This is a genomic window from Escherichia sp. E4702 (assembly GCF_963883545.1).
Taxonomy (GTDB): domain Bacteria; phylum Pseudomonadota; class Gammaproteobacteria; order Enterobacterales; family Enterobacteriaceae; genus Escherichia.
Genome location: NZ_CAWORF010000006.1, coordinates 39,261 through 58,309, shown reverse-complemented (window position 1 = coordinate 58,309; position 19,049 = coordinate 39,261). Strand labels below are relative to the sequence as shown.

The 19,049-nt window shown below is 52.0% G+C and carries 26 protein-coding genes, 1 other RNA gene and 2 pseudogenes; 5 read left to right on the top strand and 24 right to left on the bottom strand.

Translation table 11 applies throughout. From position 1 onward, the window contains the following. The first annotated feature begins 56 nt into the window (after positions 1-56). The gene (gene bamE, locus AACU94_RS03075) at positions 57-401 is read left to right on the top strand and encodes an outer membrane protein assembly factor BamE (RefSeq protein WP_064529892.1); all 345 of its coding nucleotides are present in this window, start codon (positions 57-59) and stop codon (positions 399-401) included. Between the two features lie 64 nt (positions 402-465). Further along, a complete protein-coding gene (locus tag AACU94_RS03070; protein ID WP_135488921.1) occupies positions 466-972 on the top strand; it encodes a ClbS/DfsB family four-helix bundle protein in 507 nt (168 codons plus the stop codon). Between the two features lie 11 nt (positions 973-983). Here the strand turns inward: AACU94_RS03070 and AACU94_RS03065 are convergent, their stop codons facing one another. Continuing rightward, entirely contained in the window at positions 984-1,274 is a 291-nt protein-coding gene (locus tag AACU94_RS03065) for an RnfH family protein (protein ID WP_135488920.1), read from the bottom strand. Beyond that, positions 1,264-1,701 (bottom strand): type II toxin-antitoxin system toxin RatA, encoded by a 438-nt coding sequence (gene ratA, locus AACU94_RS03060; RefSeq protein WP_001339419.1) that lies wholly within the window; start codon positions 1,699-1,701, stop codon positions 1,264-1,266. The genes AACU94_RS03065 and ratA overlap by 11 nt, the downstream gene beginning before the upstream one ends. A 170-nt stretch (positions 1,702-1,871) precedes the next feature. On the opposite strand from ratA, the gene smpB reads away from it, so the two are divergent. From smpB to AACU94_RS03045, 3 genes are all read left to right on the top strand, one after another. Continuing rightward, positions 1,872-2,354: an SsrA-binding protein SmpB gene (gene smpB / locus AACU94_RS03055; protein ID WP_000162574.1), complete on the top strand. Its 483-nt coding sequence runs from the start codon at positions 1,872-1,874 to the stop codon at positions 2,352-2,354. Between the two features lie 214 nt (positions 2,355-2,568). Further along, positions 2,569-2,931, top strand: a transfer-messenger RNA (tmRNA) gene (gene ssrA, locus AACU94_RS03050). Between the two features lie 123 nt (positions 2,932-3,054). Beyond that, complete coding sequence (locus AACU94_RS03045) at positions 3,055-3,537, top strand: hypothetical protein (RefSeq protein WP_089648813.1); 483 nt, start codon at positions 3,055-3,057, stop codon at positions 3,535-3,537. Between the two features lie 26 nt (positions 3,538-3,563). On the opposite strand, the gene AACU94_RS03040 is transcribed toward AACU94_RS03045, so the two are convergent. From AACU94_RS03040 to AACU94_RS02935, 22 genes and pseudogenes are all read right to left on the bottom strand, one after another. Next, on the bottom strand, positions 3,564-3,782 hold the full coding sequence (locus AACU94_RS03040) for an ogr/Delta-like zinc finger family protein (RefSeq protein WP_000980501.1): 219 nt from the start codon (positions 3,780-3,782) through the stop codon (positions 3,564-3,566). 69 nt (positions 3,783-3,851) lie between these two features. Then, positions 3,852-4,952 carry a phage late control D family protein gene (locus AACU94_RS03035; protein ID WP_135488919.1) on the bottom strand — a complete coding sequence of 367 codons (1,101 nt, stop codon included), beginning with the start codon at positions 4,950-4,952 and terminating at the stop codon, positions 3,852-3,854. Beyond that, positions 4,949-5,433: pseudogene (locus tag AACU94_RS03030) on the bottom strand (phage tail protein). The gene AACU94_RS03035 and the pseudogene AACU94_RS03030 overlap by 4 nt, the downstream one beginning before the upstream one ends. Continuing rightward, complete coding sequence (locus tag AACU94_RS03025; RefSeq protein ID WP_135488918.1) at positions 5,430-8,507, bottom strand: phage tail tape measure protein; 3,078 nt, start codon at positions 8,505-8,507, stop codon at positions 5,430-5,432. Before AACU94_RS03025 ends, AACU94_RS03030 begins: the two are co-directional and overlap by 4 nt. Further along, positions 8,500-8,619 (bottom strand): GpE family phage tail protein, encoded by a 120-nt coding sequence (locus AACU94_RS03020; protein WP_000763312.1) that lies wholly within the window; start codon positions 8,617-8,619, stop codon positions 8,500-8,502. Before AACU94_RS03020 ends, AACU94_RS03025 begins: the two co-directional genes overlap by 8 nt. A 14-nt stretch (positions 8,620-8,633) precedes the next feature. Then, a complete protein-coding gene (locus tag AACU94_RS03015; RefSeq protein ID WP_001281016.1) occupies positions 8,634-8,936 on the bottom strand; it encodes a phage tail assembly protein in 303 nt (100 codons plus the stop codon). Between the two features lie 54 nt (positions 8,937-8,990). After that, complete coding sequence (locus tag AACU94_RS03010) at positions 8,991-9,506, bottom strand: phage major tail tube protein (RefSeq protein WP_001207656.1); 516 nt, start codon at positions 9,504-9,506, stop codon at positions 8,991-8,993. A 9-nt stretch (positions 9,507-9,515) separates the two neighbouring features. Continuing rightward, positions 9,516-10,688, bottom strand: coding sequence for a phage tail sheath protein (locus AACU94_RS03005; protein WP_135488917.1), 1,173 nt, complete (start codon positions 10,686-10,688; stop codon positions 9,516-9,518). 228 nt (positions 10,689-10,916) lie between these two features. Further along, positions 10,917-11,927, bottom strand: coding sequence for an acyltransferase family protein (locus tag AACU94_RS03000; protein WP_064732948.1), 1,011 nt, complete (start codon positions 11,925-11,927; stop codon positions 10,917-10,919). A 127-nt stretch (positions 11,928-12,054) separates the two neighbouring features. After that, positions 12,055-12,651, bottom strand: a complete 597-nt coding sequence (locus AACU94_RS02995) for a tail fiber assembly protein (protein ID WP_000133488.1) — start codon at positions 12,649-12,651, stop codon at positions 12,055-12,057. Next, a complete protein-coding gene (locus AACU94_RS02990; RefSeq protein ID WP_135488916.1) occupies positions 12,651-14,078 on the bottom strand; it encodes a phage tail protein in 1,428 nt (475 codons plus the stop codon). The genes AACU94_RS02995 and AACU94_RS02990 overlap by 1 nt, the downstream gene beginning before the upstream one ends. Further along, positions 14,075-14,680, bottom strand: a pseudogene (locus AACU94_RS02985) (phage tail protein I). The gene AACU94_RS02990 and the pseudogene AACU94_RS02985 overlap by 4 nt, the downstream one beginning before the upstream one ends. Then, on the bottom strand, positions 14,673-15,581 hold the full coding sequence (locus tag AACU94_RS02980; protein WP_001676502.1) for a baseplate assembly protein: 909 nt from the start codon (positions 15,579-15,581) through the stop codon (positions 14,673-14,675). Before AACU94_RS02980 ends, AACU94_RS02985 begins: the two are co-directional and overlap by 8 nt. Further along, positions 15,568-15,927 carry a GPW/gp25 family protein gene (locus tag AACU94_RS02975; protein ID WP_135488915.1) on the bottom strand — a complete coding sequence of 120 codons (360 nt, stop codon included), beginning with the start codon at positions 15,925-15,927 and terminating at the stop codon, positions 15,568-15,570. The genes AACU94_RS02980 and AACU94_RS02975 overlap by 14 nt, the downstream gene beginning before the upstream one ends. Further along, complete coding sequence (locus tag AACU94_RS02970) at positions 15,924-16,502, bottom strand: phage baseplate assembly protein V (RefSeq protein WP_135488914.1); 579 nt, start codon at positions 16,500-16,502, stop codon at positions 15,924-15,926. The genes AACU94_RS02975 and AACU94_RS02970 overlap by 4 nt, the downstream gene beginning before the upstream one ends. Before the next feature lie 68 nt (positions 16,503-16,570). Continuing rightward, entirely contained in the window at positions 16,571-17,017 is a 447-nt protein-coding gene (locus tag AACU94_RS02965; RefSeq protein ID WP_064670454.1) for a phage virion morphogenesis protein, read from the bottom strand. Then, positions 17,010-17,441 (bottom strand): phage tail protein, encoded by a 432-nt coding sequence (locus tag AACU94_RS02960; protein WP_021514968.1) that lies wholly within the window; start codon positions 17,439-17,441, stop codon positions 17,010-17,012. Before AACU94_RS02960 ends, AACU94_RS02965 begins: the two co-directional genes overlap by 8 nt. Further along, positions 17,404-17,652: an Rz1-like lysis system protein LysC gene (gene lysC, locus AACU94_RS02955; protein WP_223931488.1), complete on the bottom strand. Its 249-nt coding sequence runs from the start codon at positions 17,650-17,652 to the stop codon at positions 17,404-17,406. The genes AACU94_RS02960 and lysC overlap by 38 nt, the downstream gene beginning before the upstream one ends. Next, positions 17,537-17,965 carry an Rz-like lysis system protein LysB gene (gene lysB, locus AACU94_RS02950; protein ID WP_135488913.1) on the bottom strand — a complete coding sequence of 143 codons (429 nt, stop codon included), beginning with the start codon at positions 17,963-17,965 and terminating at the stop codon, positions 17,537-17,539. The genes lysC and lysB overlap by 116 nt, the downstream gene beginning before the upstream one ends. Continuing rightward, complete coding sequence (locus AACU94_RS02945) at positions 17,962-18,339, bottom strand: DNZ54_00345 family protein (RefSeq protein WP_000730946.1); 378 nt, start codon at positions 18,337-18,339, stop codon at positions 17,962-17,964. The genes lysB and AACU94_RS02945 overlap by 4 nt, the downstream gene beginning before the upstream one ends. A 1-nt stretch (position 18,340) precedes the next feature. Continuing rightward, complete coding sequence (locus tag AACU94_RS02940; protein ID WP_135488912.1) at positions 18,341-18,853, bottom strand: lysozyme; 513 nt, start codon at positions 18,851-18,853, stop codon at positions 18,341-18,343. Further along, the gene (locus AACU94_RS02935) at positions 18,834-19,049 is read right to left on the bottom strand and encodes an HP1 family phage holin (protein WP_000171568.1); all 216 of its coding nucleotides are present in this window, start codon (positions 19,047-19,049) and stop codon (positions 18,834-18,836) included. The genes AACU94_RS02940 and AACU94_RS02935 overlap by 20 nt, the downstream gene beginning before the upstream one ends.

Below are 19,049 nucleotides of genomic sequence, written 5' to 3'. Positions count from 1 at the left end.
CGGCATATTACAGATGAGCCACGTACTGCTCGGGCCCGAAAAGGAATCAAATCACTATGCGCTGTAAAACGCTGACTGCTGCAGCAGCAGTACTATTGATGTTGACCGCAGGCTGTTCCACTCTGGAGCGAGTGGTTTACCGTCCTGACATCAACCAAGGGAACTATCTGACCGCTAACGACGTATCCAAAATACGTGTTGGCATGACGCAACAACAAGTTGCGTACGCATTGGGTACACCGCTGATGTCCGATCCATTTGGTACGAATACCTGGTTCTATGTGTTCCGTCAGCAACCAGGTCATGAAGGTGTAACGCAGCAAACGCTGACGCTGACCTTTAACAGTAGCGGTGTGTTGACCAACATTGATAACAAACCCGCGCTGACTGGCAACGAATAAAATTTGCTGTTTATAGCGATTAAAAAAAGGTGCTCAATGAGCACCTTTTTCATAGGAGGATCCTATGTCTGTACCAGAAAGCAAAGCTGCACTGTTGCAGGAAATGGAAAAATCATGGAATGGACTTACAAAAAAGTTATCTCGCATTCCAGAAGAAAAAGCTTTTCTCATCACAATGGAAGGGCATGCCAGCGGCACTGTGATGAGTGCGGCTAACCTGGTAAGCTATCTAATAGGTTGGGGAGAGCAGGTTCTTATCTGGCACAGACAAGAAGAAGCAGGAATCCCCATTGATTTTCCGGCTAAAGACCATAAGTGGAATGAACTTGGGAAACTAGCGCAGACATTTTACGCTAATTATTCCCATGTCACATCATGGTCCCAATTGTGCGAAATGTTAGAAACCAACCATCAGCAACTCAAATCGCTAGTGGAACGCTACAGCGATAACGAGTTATACCATCATCCCTGGTACAGTAAATGGACGCGTGGCCGAATGATCCAATTTAATACCGTATCACCCTATAGAAATGCAAGCACACGTCTGAACGCCCTACTAAAACAATTCTGACAATAGATTTGCTATTTATTCGTTGATTTTTCTGCTCGTTGCCTGCGAAGCTCTTTCGGATCGGCAATGAGAGGACGATAAATCTCCACCCGATCGCCATCATGCACGGTATCGTTCAGTTTTGCCGGACGGCTGTAAATGCCGACTTTGTTTTTAGTTAAATCGATATCGGTACGCAATTCCAGCAAGCCACTGGCGCGAATTGCTTCTTCAACCGTCGCGCCCTCCTGCAATCTTACCCGTTGCAGGTATTGTTTCTCGGGTAATGCGTAAGCAACCTCAACGGCAATTTTACCTGGCACTGTAGACCTCTTTTGCACGAACAGTAAAAGCCTGCACCATATTAGCTGCCAGCTCTTTAAACACGCGACCAAAGGCGAGTTCAATCAACTTATTGGTAAACTCAAAGTCGAGATGAAACTCAATACGGCACGCGTCCTGGCTCAACGGCGTAAACTTCCAGCCGCCGATCAATTTCTTAAACGGTCCATCAACCAGACTCATCAGAATACTTTGGTTACTGGTCAACTGGTTGCGGGTAGTAAACGTTTTGCTGATCCCAGCCTTAGACACATCTACCGCAGCGGTCATCTGCCCAGGAGTGGACTCCAGAATCCGGCTTCCAGTGCACCCTGGTAAAAACTGAGGATAAGACTGAACGTCATTCACTAACTGATACATTTGCTCCGCGCTGTAGGGTACCAGTGCGGTCCGGCTAATCTGAGGCATAACAATTTCCATCAACAAAAATCCAACAAATAATATCATTTATCCTGCCGTAAAAAAAACGCTATCCCGACGCTGGGTAACATCCGGTTCATGCTAAGATAGAGCCTTGTCCCCCGCAGGATTGATATGGGGTATTTTCGATTTCAGATTACCGATGATTCACGACGCTTATGACGAAGAAAAAAGCACATAAACCTGGTTCAGCGACCATCGCGCTTAACAAGCGCGCCCGTCACGAATACTTTATTGAAGAAGAGTTCGAAGCGGGACTTGCCCTGCAAGGCTGGGAAGTTAAATCCCTGCGCGCAGGAAAAGCCAATATTAGCGACAGCTATGTCCTTCTGCGCGACGGAGAAGCGTTCCTGTTTGGAGCAAACATCACGCCGATGGCAGTGGCTTCCACGCACGTGGTGTGCGACCCTACTCGCACCCGCAAACTGCTTCTCAACCAGCGCGAACTTGACTCTCTCTATGGCCGAGTGAACCGTGAAGGTTATACCGTAGTGGCGCTCTCCCTGTACTGGAAAAATGCCTGGTGCAAAGTAAAAATCGGCGTCGCGAAAGGTAAGAAACAACACGATAAACGTTCTGATATCAAAGAACGTGAATGGCAGGTTGATAAAGCACGTATCATGAAAAATGCGCACCGTTAAACCTATATAAGCGATACTAATCAAATCTTCACCGCGCCTCCCTATCCGGTGGCGCGAATGAACATCTTATCGACTGTCAAATCTGACACTGATGTAGCCATCCCATTGCTTAATCGAAGAAAAATCATACTATGCAGGCGCTAATTCCAGGATGATAACGCCTTTGGGGCTAGTCATGGCGCTCAAAAATCTGGTATACTTAACGTTACACATTGGGGCTGATTCTGGATTCGACGGGATTTGCGAAACCCAAGGTGCATGCCGAGGGGCGGTTGGCCTCGTAAAAAGCCGCAAAAAATAGTCGCAAACGACGAAAACTACGCTTTAGCAGCTTAATAACCTGCTTAGAGCCCTCTCTCCCTAGCCTCCGCTCTTAGGACGGGGATCAAGAGAGGTCAAACCCAAAAGAGATCGCGTGGAAGCCCTGCCTGGGGTTGAAGCGTTAAAACTTAATCAGGCTAGTTTGTTAGTGGCGTGTCCGTCCGCAGCTGGCAAGCGAATGTAAAGACTGACTAAGCATGTAGTACCGAGGATGTAGGAATTTCGGACGCGGGTTCAACTCCCGCCAGCTCCACCAAATAAATCAAGGGGTTACGTGAAGGCGTAGCCCCTTTTTCTTTGGTAGTGGCGGCAAAATGGCGACAGAGTTTTGCGTCCGTCTTGCCTGTCGCCATCTTGAAATCAAGCCAAGAGGTTTCACATGGAAGAACTTCACTTTGTTTACATCAATGCAAATGGTCGTATCGGTGTTCACTCAATACAGAGCATCAGTTATAGCGAAAATCATATACAGGGCATTTGTAAGAACACCGACCGAATAAAAACCTTCCGAAAAGACCGCATTCTTAAACAATACGATTCACAAGAACAAGCCATTCAGGAATGCGAGACATTCCTCCCCGAAAACTACTCACATCTCACTAAGCAGTCTGGCCCGAAAAAAAATACATTCGATGTGTGTTTCACCGGATTTAAGAAAGCAGATAAAGAAAGGTTGGTTGATAAGGCGAATGAACAAGGATTAACGGTAAGAACCTCTGTAACCCAAAACCTTCAGATGCTCTGCTGCGGTTACAATGCAGGCCCATCAAAAGTATCGGCAGCCAGGATGAAAGGCACTATCATCATAGATGAGCCTGGCTTTATACATTTTCTTGAAACAGGTGAGATCCCAGATGAATAAAAACCTGCCGTAGCAGGTTCTCTTTCTCAAAAATTCATATGCCCCTGACCACCTGGCAATGGATGTGGAGGGGCTGTAGCAATCAATGCAGGTGTCACAATAAACCGGACCACTGTTTCATGGGTAACAAAAGTGCTCCCGCAGTTAATATTTTGGCACTGGCAGTAACGCTCTTTGGTGCTTTCCGTTACTTGAAAACTGCTCCTTGTGTGCGCCGCATGACCACACTTTGGACAATTCATCATATCCAGATCCCTACCTTTGCTATCAGCAATCATTGCAATGATACACAAAATATCAATATTGAGAACCATTTATTCCATTTCAAGACCGTCAATCTTCACTTCAAGCTCCAGACTGGTCGTAAAACCGTTATCCGGGCTGACGGTATGTGTCAGAGTCGTAATAGTCCATTCCGCATCATCTATCGGCTGTTTAAAGCCAATGACCTTCACAGGCATTTCCGTGTAGAGATCTGCCCGCCCTTCCGCCAGTTGTAGCGAGAATGACGCAACACCGCGTTGCAGGCGTTCCCACTGCATTTTCGCTGCCCGTTCAGCGTTGCTCCGGTTGGCATAAGTGCGATTAAGTACCAGCACGTTTTCATCCGTACCCACCAGGTAATCGCCCTGCTTCGCTTCCGGCTCTTTCTTCGGCTTCTTGGTCCTGCGCTTACGCTTCACCGTAGTGTTTTCTTTCTTCGCGGGTTCGCGGGTATGCAACCAGCTGGCAATGACGCCCGTGTAGGCTCCGCGATCTGCCAGGGTAAAGCGGTGACTGTCGCCGTCCTTACGTGTGATAGTGATCACCGGCAGTGGTTTACCGCTGGCACTTTTACCCTGTCCCTGCCGGATAAATAACAGATTGCCATTTTTCACCGACGCAATAGCACCGTACTGGCGCGCCAGCCGCATCAGAAAACTGCCATCACTCTCATTAGTCTGGTCTATATGATCCACGGGTTTATCAGACAGGTCTTTACCCAGAGCCATCTTCAGTTTGTGCCGCGCAGCTATTTCCTTCACCACTTCCCCGACAGTGGTCTTGTGCCACGATTTTTCACGGCGGGTATTCAGCGTTTCCCGAAAATCAGCACTTCGCGCCCGGATAGTCAGGCGGTCCGGTGCGCCAGTGTGTTCAATTTCATCCACCGTGAATGCCCCTTTCGGGAAAAGTGGCTGCCCTTTCCATCCCAGCGCCAGCGTAATGACCGCACCACGACGCGGCAGCACGATTTTTCCATCGGCATCATCCAGTTCCAGATCAAGCTGGTCCGCTTCAAAGCCCCGGTTATCCGTCAGCGTCAGCCCCATCAGGCGGTTGTCCAGCACAGTGGTGATATCCCTGCCCTCAATACTGATGCTGAATGCCGGAGTTTTGTTGCCTTTGTTAAGCAGTTCAGAGCTGAAATTCACGACAGCAGCCCTCCCACCGTTTTACTGATATCGCTTAATGCAGATGTTGCCGTGTCCTGCAGATTATTCAGCTGCGCACTGAGATCACCGAACATATCGGACAGGGATTCATCCACCCGTTTGAGCGACAGGGTGAACTCAATCCGGCGCGGCATACCGTCGCGGAAAACTCCGTTTTAGTCTGATTCAGTCCCTCAATCACATACATGCCGTAAATCGTGCCGCTGCCTTCAATCAGGGGCCATGCTTTCCCCTGTTCTGCCATCTGCTCCAGTGCCAGCAACGACAGCCTGCCGCCTGTTATCTCCGGCATAAGAACACCGGAAAGCGTCAGCATGTCGTTGTCCGGTCCCAGAAACTGCGTGGACGGACGACGATTTACCCGACTGTTTGCCGCATGTCGCCAGCTGCGTTGATACTGCAGCTCCTGATACGGTACGGTGCGCAGCATAAACACGTACAATCCCAGCACCATCATCATGCGTCGTATCCCCCCTGATCGCTGTAGTTACTCCTGGCCTTTGCCTTCAGTCTGCGTTCACGTTCATCAAGCTGGCGTGCCACCTCCCGCGCAATATCCTGCGCACTTTGTCCTGGCTGCGTCTGGATGATGATCTGCGTCGGTGCCTCAATCCGGTGAACGGGCGGCACAGCAGCTGCGCGACTCACCATCGCTTCGCCGCCTTTCGCGGGAAGTGCCAAAGGGTGCAACGGTGGAAGCTCTGCTGGCGCGGCAGCAACACCCATCATTCCGGCAACAACCGCAGCCAGTGCAGCTGTATTTCTCCGGCTGGTCACGTTTGCCGGACCGTTAACAATTTCAGGCCCGTTTTCACCGACAATGCCGAACTGCCCGCGCGGGATATACCCGCCGCTGTCATACATCCCCGCAAAGCCATATCCCCATGACGGAAAACCACCCGATGGCATCATCACTTTACCGTCTGCATTCACCGTCGCAGGTTGCTGACGCGTCACGCTTTCCGGCAGTTTCGCTTTTGCAGCCTCTTTACTGACAATGCCGAGTTTCTCCAGCAACCAGGAAACGCCGGATTTCAGCGAGTCCAGCGGATGCATGACCATATTCAGCCCTTCCGCCAGTGCCTCCCCGAATCGTCGCCCCATTGCCGCTGCACTCTGCAGTTCGGCAGAGGTCGACTTAACAGGCGTCAGCAGGTCAGTAAACCAGCCCCACAGCGCCTGCACTTTGTCTCCAATCCACTGGAACACAGGCTTAAGTGGTTCGAATGCGGCACTGATGGGACCAGCCGCTGCTTTGAATCCTTCCACCACGCCACCGAGAAATGCGGTGATGGGTTGCCAGTATTTCCAGACAACCAGCGCCACGCCTGCCAGTGCAGTAACCACAAGACCTATCGGACTGAGCAGAGCACCTAACAGACCAGATATGGCATACAGGGCCACGCGCAGCATCGCCAGCGGACCGGATGCCAGCACACGAAGCACCGCGCCTGTGGCAGTCAGCCCGCCGCGTAGTGCTGCCAGAGGATTCATAAACATCACAGCAACAGCACGTAAACCGGATAATCCAGACCGCAATAGTGCAACCGGCGCACCTGCTACAGTTTTCAGGACATTCCCCGTCAGTGATGCCGTGCGGCGCAAAGACGACAACGGCGCAGTAAGTAAACCCGCAGTGCTCCCCGATGAAGCAAGCCCGCGTCGAAGCACTGCCAGTGGCGCGCCTGCCAACCCGGACAACGCGCTGCTGGTTCGTGTTACTGCATCCGTAACGGAAGGTAACGTTTTGATACCCAGCACAGAGAATCCCAGACGGATCACTGCCAGCGGCCCCAGCACTGCAGCCAACACCACCGCTAAGGTGCCGAGGCCCACTGTCACCGCAGCCACAACCGCTGCTACTTTCATCAGTGTGCCCGTCAGTTCCGGGTTAGCTTCCACCCAGCGGCGCAACGCCCCCGTGACGCTTTTCACCGTGTACAGAATATCCATCAGCGGCTGGCGCAGCGTTTCGCCCAGGCTGCTGAAGGTGTTCTGCGCTCCGGTTTTGACCAGCAACCACTGCGCAGAAAGTGAATCCTTGTTAATGTCGGATTCTTTCTGCATGGAGCCGAGCGCATCATTGCCCGCTGTCAGTTTTAGCTGGCGCTGCAGTTCCGGCAGGTTGTTTGCCAGTTTCGCCGCGTCATCGCCAAACTCTTTACCAAACAACATGGTCATGGCAGACAGACGCTTATCCTGCGGCAGTGCGTTCACCTTCTCCAGCACACGCTGGATAGTTCCCATCGCATCCTTCGTCATCTGCTTTTCAATCACTTCAGGATTGAGTTTCAGCAGATTCATTCCTTCAAAGAAACTCTTACTTTGCATGGTGGCAATGGACAATTCACGCACCATCGCGTTTGCTGCACTGGCTGCAACCTCCGGCGCAGCGCCCAGTGTCAGGAAGGTGGAACCCAGCGCCGCCGCTTTACGATAATCCAGACGGTCAGCCACACCGCCCAGGCGTTGCATGACATCAATGATGTCCGCTCCTTTCGACATGGCGTTATCATCCAGATAGTTCAGCGCATCACCGAGCTGTTCAATATTGCGGGTAGGGATTTTGTAGAGCTGGGCGATTTTCCCCAGACTTTCTGACAGTTCATCCGCTGGCAGTTCAAAGGCTGTTGCCGCCTTTGCCGCCGTGCTGGCGAAGGCCAGCAGGTCACGTTTCTGGTCTTCCCAGCTGTCGTCAGGGTTTGCGACGTTCATGCGCGCCCCACCTTCAACCAGTGCGGCGAAGTCCACCGCACCGTTTTCCATCGGCAACTGTTCGCTGGCAGCCTTGATGGCATCCTGCATTTCATAAAAACGCGCAGTGCGGTTGCCATTATCGTCACGCAGACCATTGACCTGCTTTGCCACACCTTTCATGGCATCTTCCATGCTGGTATAGCTTTTTACTGCCGCCATCACTGGTGCGCCCATTGCCAGCCCTGCAGCCGTGGTGGTGGCTCCGGCACCTGCAATCCGATCCCTTACTTCAAGACGCCTGGCGTAAGCCCCCCGGGCGGCGTGCATTTTTCGCTGTTGCTCCCCGACACGTCGTAACCTCGCTTCCTGCTCAGAAAGCTGCCTGTTATAACGCATCGTTTCACGGGTAATGCGGGCCGTCGCACTGGCGCCATCATTAGCTGAAATACCAGCACGATAAAGTTCTGCACGCACAAGCGCCGTCTGCTGCTGCAGCTTTTTCTGGCGTTCTTCCAGGCGCTGAACAGCCAGCCGTTGACGGCCCAGAGCAACAACCTGACGTTGCGAAGGCGGCCCCATTGATCCCAGTTCATGACTGAGTAAATTTGCACGCTGGCGGGCATAGTTCAGCCTGTCGCCTAATTTCTGATTTTCTGCCTGCAGCTTTCGGAAGCTGTCCAGACTGCTCCCGGCCTGATCAAGCTGCTTTATTGCATCGCGGGATTTTTTGACAGCAGCAGCCAGTTCTCTTGAACTGGCCTGCGCGGATCGAAATGGGCGGGTGAGCTTGTCAACCGCATTCAGAATCACCTGCAGACGCAGGTTATTGTCACTCATGGCTGGCCCCGCTTCTCTGAATCGCTTTATACCGCCATTCCAGCACTTCGGTCAGCGGCATAACGTCAGTAACGGATGGCGGCCAGTGAAAGATGGTGGCGATATCTGCCACCAGATCGTCAACCGTCAGGCTGTCGGTAAACCGGCAAGCACCGACTTCTTCAACAAAAAAGTGACAACCTCAACCGACATGGCAGTGAGATCTGCCGGGTCCATCTCTGCGATTTCCTGTGCAGTCAGTGCCGGACTGGAGATGCGGGGGATCACGGTCATCATCGCGTTCACATCCATATCCATAATGGCCTGCAGGCGTGTGCCGCGCAGCGCACCAGACTGCGGTTTACGCAGCACAATTTCGGTAATTTCTGTTTTACCGCGCATGATGGGGGTATCCAGTTGAATGGTCTTTTCAGTCTGCTTATCGCTCATTTTGTTGTCCTGTAAATTGGGTTCTGGCGCGGTATTCCGCGCCGTTCAGATACTTCAGAGGCCGAGGGCGTTGCGGTGCGCTTCCATCAGGTCCACTCCGTCCACAATTTCCACCATGTTGATAAGGTCCACTTCATAGAGCACCTCACCATTGATGGTCAGCTTCGCGTAGCTGTTGGTGCTGGTCACTTTGGTGGTGTTGCTTTCGCCCGTCTTCCACTCGCCGGAATCCACTTCTTTGTGACGTCCACGCACCACAAGCTCCACGGCCTGCACTTCCCCGGTATCGTCACGCTGGATAGAGCCGGTAAAGCGCAGCTGGATGCCATCCACCGTAGCTTTGCCCATCTGCTTAAACAGCAGCAGTTCAGTACCACCAATGGAAAATTCTGTATCCAGTGCGCCGTCATCCAGCCCCAGATCCACATCCACCGCCCCCGGCATACCGCCGCCGCGATACTTCTCATATTTGCGGGTGAATTTCGGCAGCGTCAGCGACTCAACGATCCCCTGCCAGTTGTTCCCGTCGTTAAACAGGTTCAGGTGTTTTAATTTGCGTGGTAAAGCCATGTTGTCCCCTTACGCGCTGACCTGGCTGGAGAAATTCACCAGGTACTGATCGGTGATGCGCTGTCGCAGCATCAGGTTTTCAAGTGGCGGCACTGGCGTGTAGTCGTAATCGATGGTGAGCTTCCCGGCTTTCAGAGTGTCTTTATCGTTCACCGACTCGTCCAGCCAGCAATCACCACCAATGAGATAGCCCTGACTGACCAGGCTACGCATTTTGGCGCGGATACCTTCGATAATGTCGCGGGCCAGCGACGGGTTCAGCGGTTTGTCCACCGCCCACATGTGCGCTTCTGCCATCGTGTCCATCAGTACCTGCGCCGTGCGGGTGTAGTTTTCGAAGGCAAAGAGCGGGTCATCACTCAGGCAGCGGGACCCCCAGAAGCGGAAACCGTCTTTGCGCACAAGCGTGGTGACGTCGTTCTGGTTCAGCAGACCTGCATCTGTTGCCGGGTCCTGCAGATCCCAGAACACATCAGCAGAAATTCCGGTGACACCGTTCACGCCCACGTTGGACAGGCTTTTGTGCCATCCGGTCTGCTCGTCAATTTTGGCGCGCAGGCCAAGCGCACGCGCGGTGGCATATGCCGTTGCTTCGGCATTCAGCACCGTGTCCCAGCTGATAAAATCCGGCCAGATCAGCATCCCTTCACGCTGACTGAAGTTTTCGCGGTAGGTAAGCACTTCTTCCACTGTTTTGCAGCCATACGCCGACAGGTAAGCAAACCCGCGCAGGCTTTGCGCCACGCTCAGCAACTCAGTCGCAACGGCTTTGTTATCGTGACCTGGCACGCCGAGAATGCGCGGTTTAACGCCGAGCTGTGACTGGGCAGATAACAGGGCTTTCATGCCTGTTTTTTTACCCTCGGCGGTCACTGCGCCAATGATATTGGTTGTGGTTTCTTCTTCCGTTTCACCCTGTGGCACACGCACAACAACGGTCACGGGTTTTGCCTGGTCAGCGATGGCATCCAGCGAACGGGCCAGCGTGCCGGACTCACCCGCTTTACCGCTGGCGGTCAGTACATCAGTGATCAGCACGGGTTTATTAAGAGGAAACATTTTTGCATCGGCATCATCGCCCGTGCAGACCATGCCCACGATGGCGGTGCTCACCGTGGTAATGGATCGGGTGCCTTCGTTGACTTCAACAACGCGCACCCCGTGGTGGTAATCCTGAGCCATAGTGGCGAACCTCCTGATTGGTTTAGGCTTCGCCCTATGTTGTATTGATTACGCCATGCAGACAGCTGATGTGCGTTGTACGGTTAATCACACAACGTCGCAGGAAATTTTCGGAACGGCGTTGATAACTAAAAACGTTGTTCTGGGATAGGGGGCACTTTACAGGACGGGAATTAATACTCGTTTTAAAAGGCTTCGTCGGTTGACGAGAGCCTTTTTTGCTTTTACTTAAATATTTTGATTCTGATAAGCCTGCGTTATTCTTTTCATAAGCTTATGTCTGAACGATTCCAAGGGAGATTCAATGCAATGATAGGCAATAGCCCCACCGCCAATACATAAAGCTATAGTAACTAAGTATGCAGTAACATTATCCAAAAATTTAGGATAAACAATAAAAATTATCATTATATGAAACAAATAAATTGAAAAACTATATTTCCCCAAATCCGCCATGATTTTTGAAGATAAAACCGCGCTTACATACCCACTGGAATTTACTTGCAGATATACAAAGAGAGCAATAAATGGCCCTAATACCACAAATTTATTACCCAGCCAACCATTAGCCCCCTGAAAAGGAGGGGTCAACATTATAAATATTAATATAATCGCAATTGACACCCCATCACTAACGAGAGATGATATTTTAATTTGAAAATAGTTATACATAAACGCAATTATAATTCCATACATAAAAACAGGAATATAATACGGTAGCCTACCGTTGATTTCGTCATCCGTATAAGGGTATATAAAAGCGAACGCTAAGGTTAACAATATCAAAAACAACAAAGAATATTTTCTACCTGCAACTTTCTGGATACTAGATGCGAGATAAACCACAATCGGCAACAAAAAGTAAAACTTGAATTCTATCGGAATAGTCCAGAGATGGATGTAAGTACTATCAAATGAAATTATCGATTTCATTTTCTCTAAATCATAAAATCCCATAAGGTAATAAATTAATACTGCAATATAAAAAATCGGTAATATCCTTATTGTTCGCCCTAAAAGATAACTCAACACATTCAAAAACGAAAAACCAGAATTAATAAATTTATGTGTCAACAAAAAGGCGCTAAGAACAAAAAACAACCAAACACCGGGCTGCCCCGTACCTCCAAGATGATCATGAAGTGAGGGAAAGAATAGTCCCGTAGCATGCATCACCACAACAATCATCAAAGCGAAACCTCTCACGCCATCGGCAGAACGTATTTTATTCTCTTTCATATTGATTTTTTTATTAAAAAACGAGAATCTAATATTATCACAGAAACAGACAACAAACAGCCTCCCCCTCGTATTCATACCATATAGGCAGTGTGGGGGAGGATGATACTAACCATTTAATTCTCAGTCACTCGGGCTTCCTCGGCCACGTTATATCTGGCGCAGTTGACGTGTCTACCAACTGCACCGCTTTGATGTAATTCATCCAAGTGATTAGTCTGACTTTATCTTCATCACTGATAATTCCTAATTGTAGTTCTGTCTGCCATAGATTGATTGTTAGCTGAGCCTTTGCCAGAAGCTCCGCTTTCTTCTGATCAGCAGTTTCCACGTCAACCTCGTGCTGCATCTCGGTATCTGTCACCCATGCACTACCGTTCCACTTATCGTATGGTGTAGCAGGAGGTAGTTTCGTAGTTTTTTCTGGGTAATCGCCGAGCACTGTTACAGCTATTTTTTTGCCAGTTTCGGTGCTGTAAACAGTCTCACCTCGATGATCAGCAATATATTCCCACGCGGTAAGATCCTTAGTCCGGCAAATGGTTAACCCTTTTTTACTTTTACCCGGCATATCAATGCATGAATTAGCTGGAATCCCAACCCCTACAGCAAGAAATTCAACACTAGAAGAAAGATATTCACGAGTTTCAATATCAAAGTTAAACACCGTTATATTGCCAGATTCCACAGCTATAAACTCATTATTTAGTTTCGCTTCTGTCATTATGCTGCTCTCACAATGTAATTAAATGAAATATTCCGTGGACGTGTTTCTGCCGCTGTTCGTGTTATCGTACTTGAATCTAAGTGAGCCTGTTTATATTGTGAGATGCTTGTTGCCTGTGTAACAATACCGTCTCCGCTTTCACGATCTATACCCGTAAAAGCTCCATCAGCATAAGTAAACATACCGTTTGTACCATAGCCAATGGAGCCGATAATCGGCTGCATAGCATCAGTCTGAGACGTTAGAACCTGACGTCCAGCGTCTACGCCACGCCCATCGTCCCAGCCGCGAATAAACTCACTGCGTAGATCTGGTAATTTTAATGACGGATAAACCTGCGCCAGTTTCGGATATTGCGAGGAACTGAATGATGCTCCATTACACTTCAACCAACCTTCCGGCGGTATTGCAGTAGGCCACGGAACAGGAACACCGACTGGCAACGCACTGCCCTCCCCAAGATGAAGGTTTTTTAGAAAAGCAGAAACATCGGCAATATCAGCGCCATTAGCTGCTTTGTTCATTTTTCCCGCCAGCGCACTCATTACTGTTGTCGCAAAGTTAGGATCATTCCCCAGCGCAGCAGCCAATTCATTTAACGTATCCAGCGCCTCCGGCGATGAACCGACCATCTCGGCAACTGCCGCTTTCACAAATGCCGTGGTGGCAATCTGCGTATTGTTCGCCGTTTGCGCTGCAGTCGGAGCCGTCGGCGTTCCGGTCAGGGCCGGACTTGCCAGTGGAGCTTTCAACGCCAGTGCGTTATTTAGCGCAGTGACCACCGCCTGCACAAATGCCGTGCTAGCAATCTGAGTCGTGTTAGTTCCCGCCGGTGCTGTTGGCGTTTTCGGCGTGCCAGTCAATGTTGGGCTGTCTTTGGGCGCATACTGCGTATGAGGATCTGCAGCAGCAAGATGCTTTGCCATCAGGTCATCCACATACACCTTAAGCTCAAGCACCTTGTCATCCACATACTTGCGGGTTGCCAGCACCACTGAAGGGTCAATTTTCAGTGTGATATTATCGGTACTGCTGGTAATCAGCACCATGCGCACGGTCTGGGTGCGCCCGCTGCCTTCAGCTAGTTGCGGCTTATAGCTTTCCGGGCAGTTTCCCACGGCAATCAATGCCCCTGATTCATCAAACAGGCCCACTTCACGGATCCACCAACCGCCCTCGTTTTCGGGGATCACCTGTTCAGCAATAATCTGGCTGCTGTTCTGCGGGTCGATATAGAGCATATTCAGCGCAGCCCGGCGTTTCTCATTTACCAGTGCCGTCTGCTTTGCGTCCGGCGTTGGTAATGTTCCGCCGCCATCGCCTACCGCCATATGGGTAATTTTAAGCGGCACACCAAGTGCAGTGGCGCTGGCAAGTTTCGCCGCACCAATCTCCGTCAGCAGGGTATAAAATTTTGTGCTCATGGATTCACTCTCACTGTGTCAATAACGTGGACTGCCCCGCCCTCATGCGCGGTGCCGCCAGAAATAATCGTTTCGTTGATATACGGATAAATCGTGATTTCTTCGCCAAGATAACTGGCGGCCCCCACCCAGTGCGGGCCACTGGTCTGCAGATTGATGGACATGCCGATCATGTGACGGCTACATGGTTTGGCATCGCTTATCAGCCGCTCAAGTTCCAGATAGGTATCTTCAGTGATGCCCTGGTCCTGCACACCAATGTCCAGGCGAAACGTGCCGGGTGCTTATCCGGTCTGCCACCACTCAATAATGCGGATCAGAAAGCCGAACGGCTCCACCACCCGCCGCACGGCACTGGTGGTTCCTTTATGCTGATGGATATAAAAGGCATCCTTTACCACCTGGCGTTTGACGCTTTCCGTCCAGTCCTCGTCCCATCGATCCACAGAGAACGCCCAGGCGAGATAAGGCAGGAAACTGACCGGACAGGTAGCCGGATCCCACAGGTCACGCAGAGGCACCTGCAAATCAGAAATCCCGCTGCAGGTTTGCGCCAGTCGGCGCTCCAGTGGTGTTGAACCCGGTGGCAGCAGACTATTCATCCGTTCCTCCGTTGGTTACGCTCCACTGCGTACATGATGCCGCCTGTGTTTTGTTCAGGACCACATCCGCCAGCGGGGAAGCCAGCTCCACACGCTGCACCCCCTCAACATGCAGGGCGGCAAAGATGGCACTACGGCGAATATCCCGGCCAAGCCGCGTCTGACTGGCGATGTACTTCTGCAGACTGGCTTTTGCCGCAGCCATTACCGGCTCTGCTTCCGGCCCCGGATAGAGAAAAATGGTGGCTTCCACGCGGTACGGGATGATTTCTGCGCTGCGAACCGTCAGACGGTCAGCCACCGGGCGGACATTCTCACTGTTCAGGGCTTTCTCCACCACATCCAGCAAATCTTTTTCTGCTGTTCCGTCGCCTTCACGGCTCAGGACAGTCAGTACCACCTCTGCAGGTGCCGGACTGGTTGCACTGGCATCCGCCACCCGACCGTCGGCGCTTCGGGCATGAAATTCATAAGCGGCAGTTGGTCCCGCAACTGAAAGCCCCTCAAAGGCTGCAGGCACACGCAGGCGTAACGCTTCATCGCTTTCCATCACTGCCGCAACGGGCGGCACAGCGTCATTATCAGCAGGCGTCACCGTCAGGCGCTTCACGTTGTAGTTGGCAGCGAGCTGGTCCAGATCGCCGCCCATCGCGTAAGCCACCATCACCGCCTGCGCGGCTTCGTTAATGCGCTGGCGCAGAAGCAACTCACGGTAAGCGTTCTCCTGCAACAATTTAGTGACGGGTTCAGATTCCAGTTCCAGCGTACGCATCACTGCTTCCTGCTCATCTTTCGGATGAAGCGCCACAAATTCTGCCTTGCGTTCGGCAAGCAGCGTCTCAAAGTCTGGCACATCGACAATCTGCGGCGCAGGCAACTGCGAAAGGTCAATCACTGCCATTCTCTGCTCCTGTTGATACGGAAAGTGACACAGGCACACCGTTATTACGCCGCCCGGTCAGCGCCACCACCATTGAACCGTCAAAATTGCTGTTGATGGTGATGGAATCCAGCGTCAGCCGTGGCTCCCAGCGACTCAGCGCCACATACACTGCCGACATGACCTGCAGGCGTAACGCCGGATTTTGTGGCTGATCTATCAGTGCCGACAGCAGGGAACCATATTCACGACGGGCAATACGGCTACCCTGCGGTGTCAGCAGAATGTCCCGCACCGACTGGCGCAGATGGTCAATATCAGTAATGGCTTTACCGCTGGTATTGTTCATCCCGCTATAAAGCGTCATACCGGACCTCCGGTTGTGTCGCCGCCTTTCAGGACGCCAGTATGCTGATGTGCATCAACCACGATCCCGTTAGAACTCATTGCACCGCCGCCCTGGGTAACGCCACCATTGATCACCACTTCACTGTTAATACGTGTGCGGTCAGCATCCAGTACAAACTCACTGGTTTTCAGGGTTATGTTGTCGGCAGCCTCAATGACCATGGATTTGATGCCCCTGACATACCAGCGCCCGGTGGTGGGTTCGTATTCAAACCAGCCACCGTCAGGATGTTCTGTCACGCAGGCTTCCGCCGACGTCGACGGTGGCGCGAACTGATTCGAATAGACAGCGGGCAGCGCAAAGGCGGTTTCCAGATTGCCTCCCAGACTCAGCAGTACCACCTGCTCACCTTCCGATGGTCGCCACCATGTGCGGGCATTCCCGGCACGCAGCGTCAGCCAACTGATCCAGTTAGTTTCAAGGTCGCCCGTTTTCACCCGACACAGCCAGTTTTCCCGGTCCACTTCGGTGACTACACCTGTGCGGATCAGATTGGTGATAAGGCGCATGATTTCGGTTAATTGTGCGTTCATAGGGAAAGGTTGCCATCAGGGGAAGAAAGGCGGCAGTGCTGCAACTTGTATCAGTGCTGATACAAAGATCACCCCGCCAGCCATTGCAGAATCATGTCACGGGTCATTGCCTCAACATCATCATTTACACCCAGAAGGCGACGCTCTGCGTAACGGACCTCCGGTCCCTTACGACTGACGCGATCGCGCAGGCCGTAGTGATGAACACGGGCAATGCGCTGTACCTTGCCTTCAAACTGGACGCTGGCAGAGTCGGCGCTGGCGGCAGTTTTCAGGTATTTTGTGGTGCGCAGCTTTGCAAACATCTGACGTTTGATACGGCCTTTTTTACTGCGTGCTGTTACTCGCCTCGGTTCATAGCTGCTGCCATCAGGATTGCGCTGCATCCTGATGTTCTGCTGCTGTGTCCGGCGCAGTTCCTGCGCCAGCTGGCGCATCATGCGGCTTCTGGCGGCTGGTTCCAGATTCGCCAGCAAGGCATTCAGCCAGTCGTCCACCTTCTGCAGTTCAGCCACGTTTCACCGTCCACATTTCATCAGGTTCATCGGGTTCCGCTACCGCTTCAACACTCGACACACTCCCGTCAGTGCTGACCAGCACACGCTCCGTCAGTTGCAGGTTCAGGCTGATATCACAGACATCATTGCGCAGAATATCCACCTCAAAGGTGAATAACTTTTCCCGTAACGCCGGGTTATTGATGGCATCGGGCTGGTTATCACGCAGCCACAGCAAAACCGGGGCCATCAGCAGATTCTGGTCGCCGCTGAAATCCTCAATCACCGCGTTCAGGGTGTAACGGTACTCCCACGACATGGAGCTGGCCCCCGTGGCAACCAGCGAACCGTTATCCACAAACAGATGCAGTTTGTCCGGGTTATTGCGGACATAAGGCACCGCTTTATTGAGGGCGTGGCGCAGGGATTGTGGTTTGTTCACTGTTTCTCTCCTGACACGCAATAATCATGTCCACTTTGTCTGCACAGACCGCCCAGGCGGCCTCCGTTTCATCCAGCAACGCGTTCAGGTCACCGTTAGTGCGCGGCGCTGCCTGCCCCAACCGACACGGCGTCACTCGCGGACAACCACTGACGGTAAGCTGCACCTCCGGTGAGTGTGGGGCGTTCCCGCAGCCGGATAATGTCAGCAGGCAAAGGAGTATCAGCCCAGCGGCGTAAATCCTCGTTCTCACGTTTCAGTTCCTCAATCCGGTGTTGTCGTTGTCTCAGCAGTGCGCTGGTCTGTTCAGCTTCGGCATAGAGCCGCGCCTGCTCCCGGTTATTGGTTTCAGTCAGAATGGACAGGCTGATAAGCTGGCTGTTGCTCTTTGCCAGTGCCTGGCTTTTGCTCTGCAGCTCGTCTGCCTGCGTGCTGATGGTCTGGCTGGCATCAGCCAGCCGCCACGTCTGCCAGCCCAGCGCCGCCAGTAATAACGCCAGCACAACCAGCAGCAACCGGTTCATGCTGCTACCTGTTGCGCCATCTGATTACGGGTGATCCAGAAGGCAATAACGGTCAGTAGATAAAAGACCAGGGTAATAGCCCACCCCGTCCAGGCGAGACTGACGACAATCAGCAATCGCATCATCCAGCTGATAAATACGTTTTCTTTTCGGGTAATTGTCTTCAGCAAAGATGCCCTCAACTCCTGCCAAAGCGGGCCGTTCTTAATTAACGCAGCCAGTGATACCGGAATTACCGCCCATGTCAGCAGACAGGCTACCCAGACACCAGATGCTGCCAGTACCGGAAAAATCCCCTGCGGATACACCATTGCGGCGATTAACAGCGCTATCCATAACATCAGAAACAGTCCGCTGATTACTTTCTTTTTCATTTCAGTTTGCTCCCTGTAAGCACCAGGCCATCTCCCGCGCACGGCGGTTATCCAGCCCCTGATTAAACACACCTTTTACATACACCCAGCGCGGCAACTGTCGGCACGCATCCGCCCAGCGCCGCTGATTGAGCAATTTCACCAGTGTGGAACTGCAGGCATTGCTAGTTCCCACGTTGAAGGCAAACGACACCGTAGCGTCATACACCTTCTGTGGTGGCTGTTGCTTCACACACCTTTCCAGTGCCCGCTCCACACGCAGCACGTTGGAGATCAGCCCTTCTGCTGCCTGTCGTTCCGTGATTGTTTTGCCGGGAATGACGCCCCATGTATTACCAATGCCGTCGGTCCAGACACCCGCGCTGCACTGATACGGCTGCAGACGACAGCCTTCGTAATCAGCAATCAGTTTCAGCCCCTCCACGGAGGTGTGAAGCTGCTGAAAACCCGGTAGCGTGGCAGCAATAGCCAGCACGGCCCCGATAAGGCAGCGTTTAACGATTGATGGATTCATAGTCCTCCCGCGAGATCTGCCCGTCGCGCAGAAGCTGGTAGGCTTTGTGTTTGTAGTACCAGTTGATAGCCAGCATCAGCACACCGATCATCAGGCCGCCCAGCGTTGAGGCATCCTTGATGGACAAATCGCCCAGCCAGGCCAGCACGACGGCGATGCAATACGTGATAAAGGCGCTGATTCGCTCAAGCGTCAT

Excerpts from the sequence above, each read along its gene's own strand:
- ratA (WP_001339419.1), bottom strand. The coding sequence starts at position 1,701 with ATGCCTCAGATTAGCCGGACCGCACTGGTACCCTACAGCGCGGAGCAA.
- AACU94_RS03010 (WP_001207656.1), bottom strand. The coding sequence starts at position 9,506 with ATGGCTTTACCACGCAAATTAAAACACCTGAACCTGTTTAACGACGGG.
- bamE (WP_064529892.1), top strand. The coding sequence starts at position 57 with ATGCGCTGTAAAACGCTGACTGCTGCAGCAGCAGTACTATTGATGTTG.
- AACU94_RS03045 (WP_089648813.1), top strand. The coding sequence starts at position 3,055 with ATGGAAGAACTTCACTTTGTTTACATCAATGCAAATGGTCGTATCGGT.
- AACU94_RS03015 (WP_001281016.1), bottom strand. The coding sequence starts at position 8,936 with ATGAGCGATAAGCAGACTGAAAAGACCATTCAACTGGATACCCCCATC.
- AACU94_RS02970 (WP_135488914.1), bottom strand. The coding sequence starts at position 16,502 with ATGAACGCACAATTAACCGAAATCATGCGCCTTATCACCAATCTGATC.
- lysB (WP_135488913.1), bottom strand. The coding sequence starts at position 17,965 with ATGAACCGGTTGCTGCTGGTTGTGCTGGCGTTATTACTGGCGGCGCTG.
- AACU94_RS02945 (WP_000730946.1), bottom strand. The coding sequence starts at position 18,339 with ATGAAAAAGAAAGTAATCAGCGGACTGTTTCTGATGTTATGGATAGCG.
- AACU94_RS02980 (WP_001676502.1), bottom strand. The coding sequence starts at position 15,581 with ATGGCAGTGATTGACCTTTCGCAGTTGCCTGCGCCGCAGATTGTCGAT.
- AACU94_RS03040 (WP_000980501.1), bottom strand. The coding sequence starts at position 3,782 with ATGATGAATTGTCCAAAGTGTGGTCATGCGGCGCACACAAGGAGCAGT.
- AACU94_RS03025 (WP_135488918.1), bottom strand. The coding sequence starts at position 8,507 with ATGAGTGACAATAACCTGCGTCTGCAGGTGATTCTGAATGCGGTTGAC.
- AACU94_RS02995 (WP_000133488.1), bottom strand. The coding sequence starts at position 12,651 with ATGACAGAAGCGAAACTAAATAATGAGTTTATAGCTGTGGAATCTGGC.
- AACU94_RS03005 (WP_135488917.1), bottom strand. The coding sequence starts at position 10,688 with ATGGCTCAGGATTACCACCACGGGGTGCGCGTTGTTGAAGTCAACGAA.
- AACU94_RS02935 (WP_000171568.1), bottom strand. The coding sequence starts at position 19,049 with ATGACGCTTGAGCGAATCAGCGCCTTTATCACGTATTGCATCGCCGTC.
- AACU94_RS02975 (WP_135488915.1), bottom strand. The coding sequence starts at position 15,927 with ATGACGCTTTATAGCGGGATGAACAATACCAGCGGTAAAGCCATTACT.
- AACU94_RS03000 (WP_064732948.1), bottom strand. The coding sequence starts at position 11,927 with ATGAAAGAGAATAAAATACGTTCTGCCGATGGCGTGAGAGGTTTCGCT.
- smpB (WP_000162574.1), top strand. The coding sequence starts at position 1,872 with ATGACGAAGAAAAAAGCACATAAACCTGGTTCAGCGACCATCGCGCTT.
- AACU94_RS02940 (WP_135488912.1), bottom strand. The coding sequence starts at position 18,853 with ATGAATCCATCAATCGTTAAACGCTGCCTTATCGGGGCCGTGCTGGCT.
- AACU94_RS03070 (WP_135488921.1), top strand. The coding sequence starts at position 466 with ATGTCTGTACCAGAAAGCAAAGCTGCACTGTTGCAGGAAATGGAAAAA.
- AACU94_RS02990 (WP_135488916.1), bottom strand. The coding sequence starts at position 14,078 with ATGAGCACAAAATTTTATACCCTGCTGACGGAGATTGGTGCGGCGAAA.